This is a genomic window from Streptomyces sp. NPDC000878, from assembly GCF_053599695.1.
This window is the reverse complement of record NZ_JBSFMT010000169.1, coordinates 1-3,899: the sequence shown is the minus strand read 5'-3', so window position 1 is coordinate 3,899 and position 3,899 is coordinate 1. Positions and strand designations below refer to the sequence as shown.

Here is a 3,899-nt window from a genome sequence, read left to right as displayed (position 1 = left end):
CCGGATGCCTGGAGATCGGGCACGTCCGGTTCGGGAGGCGGGCCGGGGAAACCCACCGACGGCAACGTCGGCCGGGCGCCCCGGTCCGACCTCACCGGCATCCCGAGTCCGTGGGATGGCCGCCATTTCGTGCTTCTGGGGGCGTGGCCCTGGGTTCGTGGTTGTGGCGGGCGTGCTTCCAGCAGGGCTGTCAGGCGGACGGCTCGTCGGGTACGGGGTGCTCGGGGCGTCGGCTGCCGGAGTGCGGGGCGCCGCGCCGGCCCGTACCGGCCTCGTCCGTGTCGGGGACCTCCGCGTCGGGCCGCTCGTCCGCCGCCGGGTTGTCGTCCAGTTCCCAGGGGTCCTCGTCGGCACCCGCCTGCTGGTCGGGCAGGTCCCTCGGGACGGGCTTCGGCCGGGTCGCCCGGGCCTCGTCCACGTCGCCCTCCGGCGTTTCCGTACGGTGGTCGTTCACTGCGCTGTCCCTTCGTCGGCGGTCCCGGTCAGACCCGCCGGGTACCCACTGGGACGTCGCTCAACGCGTCACGCGTCGTCCTCGGAGCTTCGCGCGTGCGGGGCCGTCGACTGCAGCTCGCGCTGGTTCTCGGCGTGTTCGGCATCGTGCCGGGCGAGAAGGGACAGCAGCCGTGCCACGGTCAGCCCCTCGTCGGCGGGGTGCCGCAGGATCGTCCCGTCCTCGATGCGATACGCGTTCGAGCGTCCCTGCCGGGTGTGGGTGAGATAACCGGCGGCCTCCAGATCCGAGACGATCTTCTGGACGGCCCGCTCCGTGAGCCTGCAACGTGCGGCGATGTCGCGGATGCGGGTGGTGGGATCCTCCGCGATCGCGGCCAGCACGCGGGAGTGGTTGGTGAGGAACGTCCAGCCTGTGTGTGACTCGGGTACTCCACGCATGCCGCCAGGATAGGCCGATCGATTCACGCATTCAAAAGGCCGAACTTCATTTCATGTATCTCTTGACGTATGAGACCCTCCGGACCGAACCTGAACGGGAGCAGGCACGGACCGATGCCTACGGAGTGGCCGCAATGTCAGAACGCGCAGTTACTACGCAGCTCACAGGGTCGGACGAAGTGCCCCCGGCACCACCCGTCCGCCCCCCGGACGACGCCGGGACGCCGCCGCTGAAGATCGAGACACACCCCTCGGACCACGGAACGCTCGTCGTGGTGTCCGGTGCGATCGACCTCGTCTCGGAGCAGCCACTGCACCACGCTCTGCGCCAGGCGCTCGCCCACACGGACAGCGGCATCGACCTCGATCTGACCGGCGTCGACTTCTGCGACTGCTCCGGCCTCAACGTCCTGCTGCGCCTCCGCAGGCACGCCCTCGACGAGGGCAAGTACGTCACCATCGGGTCGGCCGGCACCGCGGTGCTCCGGCTGCTGTCGCTCACCGGCACGCTGCCGCTGTTCACCGTCACCGGCGATGCCGAGGAGACCGGCCTCGTCCAGGACGACCCCGGAGCGGCGACGGCACTCGCCCTCGGGGCGGAGATCACCTCGCTCGGTGAGGCGAACCAGGATCTGCGCATCGAAGTGGTTCAGCTCCGGCGGGCCATGCAGACACGGCCGGTCATCGACCTGGCCCGTGGCGTCCTCATGGCGTCCTTCGGCCTGAGCGCCGACGACGCCTGGAAGGTGCTGGTCTCCGTCTCCCAGAACACCAACACCAAGCTGCACGAGGTGGCAGACAACCTGGTCGGCGCCGCCACCGGCGACGGCGACCTCCCCGAGTCGTTCCAGGACCAGATCGCCGAGACGGTCACCAGGCTCCGGGCATCCCCGGAAGACCAGTGACCGTTGATCTCGCTGCCCTCTGACTTCTACTCTCTGACCGAGTCAGTCCTCGCCCCGGATGATGTGGCTCTCCTGGTCGGGGCCCTCCGGCTCACGCTCGCCGACACCTTGGGAGTGCCGGGCGCCGGGCAGCACGACCGGCTCGTCGTCCCCGGTCGTCGTGGCCTCGCACGCCGGGCGGATGTCCGTACTGGTGCCGGATTCCATGAGGGAGGCACCTCCTAGGTCCTGTAGGTCCTGGATGGGCCTGCCGAGTACCCGACATGCCCCACACAAACGAACCGCACGGCGTTACCGGCAGATTCAGCGGACTCGGCGTACCCGGCGGATCTGCCGGGAACCCGGGAACCCGGGAACCCTGTCGATCCGGCGGACTCAGCCGCGGTCCCGCTTCGCCGAGCGCGCGGTCCTCTCGGCGTGCTCCTGGACCTTGCTCTTGATCTTCTTGGCCTCGCCGCGAGCCTGCTCCAGCTTGCCTTCCATCTCCTGCTCGCGATCACCGGTGGCCTTGCCGGTCATTTCCCTGGCCTTGCCCTTGATCTTGTCGGTCCGACCCTTGTCGACCATGACTCCTCCTAGGGGGTGAGGCTGGAACGGGACAGGCCCCATGGGCGCTGCCTCGTCGCTTTCCCGGGCGATCTCCGCCCACCAGGAGCCGCCGTCCTCGACGCACCGCAGCAGCACACCTTCGCGGATGGCCCACGGGCAGATGGTGAGCGTCTTGATGCCCGTCAGCTTCATCGCCGTGTGCCCCACCACCGCTCCGGCCAAACTCTGGAGCGCCCGAGGCTCCGAGACGCCCGGGAGCCGTGCCCGCTCGGCCGCCGGCAGGGCCGCGAGCCGGGGCAGACAGGCGCGGAGGTCCCGTCGCGCCAGCTGCCGCGCCACGAACACGCCCTGGCGACCGGGTGCGGCACCGCAGAGCCGGGCCAGCTGCTGGAAGGTCCGCGAGGTCGCCACCGCCGTACGCGGCCCCTCCCACCTGAGCCGTGCGGCCACGTCCCGCAGCTGGTGACGCACTGTGCGGCGCAGTGCTCTCAGGTCCTCCTCGGACGGCGGGTCCTGGCCGGCGAGGAACTCCCGGGTCAGCCGGCCCGCGCCGAGCGGCAGCGACGCCGCGAAGTCGGGCAGCCTGCCGCGTCCGAAGGCGACCGCCAGCGAGCCGCCGCCGATGTCGAACAGCGCGAGAGAACCGGCTCGCCAGCCCATCCACCGCCGGGCGCCGAGAAACGTGAGACCGGCCTCGACCTCTCCGCGCAGCGTGCACAGGCGTACGCCGGTCTCGGTACGGACGGTACGCAGCACGTCGAGGCGGTTCGGGGCGGCGCGTACGACGGCTGTCGCGAAGGCCATCGGCCCTCCCGCGCCCCACCGCTGGGCGGTCTCGGCGGCCGACTCGACGGCTCTCACGAGATGCTGTACGGATGGCTCGGGGATCGCTCCGCCGGGTTCCAGCTGTTCGGACAGCCGTAGCTTCCACTTCGCCGTGTGGACCGGCAGGGGAACACCGCTTCCGGTGTCCGCGACCATCAGGCGGACCGTCTTCGAGCCCACGTCCAGCACGCTCATTCGCATGCGACCGGGAGTACCCGGCAAGCCGGGTGGCATGCCCCTCACCTGCGTTGTCGCGTGCGCGGAGCACCGTCCGTGGTCTGATACGCTTTTCCAGCGACTTCGGCCCGCCAGCCAGCCGGGAAACCTGTTCGGAGTACGCGACACAGTGTGCGAGACTTACTCCGCGCACAACAGCAAGGTCCTGTGGAGCAGTTTGGAGTGCTCGCCACCCTGTCAAGGTGGAGGCCGCGGGTTCAAATCCCGTCAGGACCGCTGAGGTTGCATGTTTCACGTGAAACCTCGTGGCTGGGTAGCTCAGTTGGTACGAGCGATCGCCTGAAAAGCGATAGGTCGCCGGTTCGACCCCGGCCCCAGCCACAACCCAAAGGCCCTGTCCGACACGGACGGGGCCTTTGCCGTGCCCCCACTCGGCTCGGCAGTGTTTTCTCGCCCCCGCCGCCCCTACCCGTCCCATCCTTGGGGGGGGGGGGGGGGGGGCCGCCCCCCCCCCCCCCCCCGGCGCGCGGCGCGGGCGGGGCTCGCGCG

4 protein-coding genes, 2 tRNA genes and 1 pseudogene are annotated in these 3,899 nt (G+C 70.3%); 3 read left to right on the top strand and 4 right to left on the bottom strand.

Features of this window, described 5'->3' with window-relative positions; translation table 11 throughout:
• Positions 1–190 precede the first annotated feature (190 nt).
• Positions 191–454, bottom strand: a complete 264-nt coding sequence (locus tag ACWDR4_RS49860) for a hypothetical protein (protein WP_450418810.1) — start codon at positions 452–454, stop codon at positions 191–193.
• 68 nt (positions 455–522) lie between these two features.
• Positions 523–894, bottom strand: a complete 372-nt coding sequence (locus tag ACWDR4_RS49855; RefSeq protein ID WP_450418808.1) for a helix-turn-helix transcriptional regulator — start codon at positions 892–894, stop codon at positions 523–525.
• 134 nt (positions 895–1,028) lie between these two features.
• Between ACWDR4_RS49855 and ACWDR4_RS49850 the strand changes: the two genes are divergently transcribed.
• Complete coding sequence (locus tag ACWDR4_RS49850) at positions 1,029–1,799, top strand: ANTAR domain-containing protein (RefSeq protein ID WP_450418807.1); 771 nt, start codon at positions 1,029–1,031, stop codon at positions 1,797–1,799.
• Between the two features lie 42 nt (positions 1,800–1,841).
• Here ACWDR4_RS49850 and ACWDR4_RS49845 read toward each other — a convergent pair whose 3' ends face one another.
• The gene (locus tag ACWDR4_RS49845) at positions 1,842–2,006 is read right to left on the bottom strand and encodes a hypothetical protein (protein WP_450418806.1); all 165 of its coding nucleotides are present in this window, start codon (positions 2,004–2,006) and stop codon (positions 1,842–1,844) included.
• 381 nt (positions 2,007–2,387) lie between these two features.
• Positions 2,388–3,374 (bottom strand): annotated as a pseudogene (locus tag ACWDR4_RS49840) (Ppx/GppA phosphatase family protein); the annotation flags it as partial.
• A gap of 177 nt (positions 3,375–3,551) precedes the next feature.
• On the opposite strand from ACWDR4_RS49840, the gene ACWDR4_RS49835 reads away from it, so the two are divergent.
• Both ACWDR4_RS49835 and ACWDR4_RS49830 read left to right on the top strand, forming a co-directional pair.
• A tRNA-Asp gene (locus ACWDR4_RS49835) sits at positions 3,552–3,626 on the top strand.
• A 31-nt stretch (positions 3,627–3,657) separates the two neighbouring features.
• Positions 3,658–3,731, top strand: a tRNA-Phe gene (locus ACWDR4_RS49830).
• Positions 3,732–3,899 lie beyond the last annotated feature (168 nt).

What these genes read in the sequence shown, in the direction of transcription:
- ACWDR4_RS49855 (WP_450418808.1), bottom strand. Translation starts at nt 894, where the DNA reads ATGCGTGGAGTACCCGAGTCACACACAGGCTGGACGTTCCTCACCAAC.
- ACWDR4_RS49850 (WP_450418807.1), top strand. Translation starts at nt 1,029, where the DNA reads ATGTCAGAACGCGCAGTTACTACGCAGCTCACAGGGTCGGACGAAGTG.
- ACWDR4_RS49845 (WP_450418806.1), bottom strand. Translation starts at nt 2,006, where the DNA reads ATGGAATCCGGCACCAGTACGGACATCCGCCCGGCGTGCGAGGCCACG.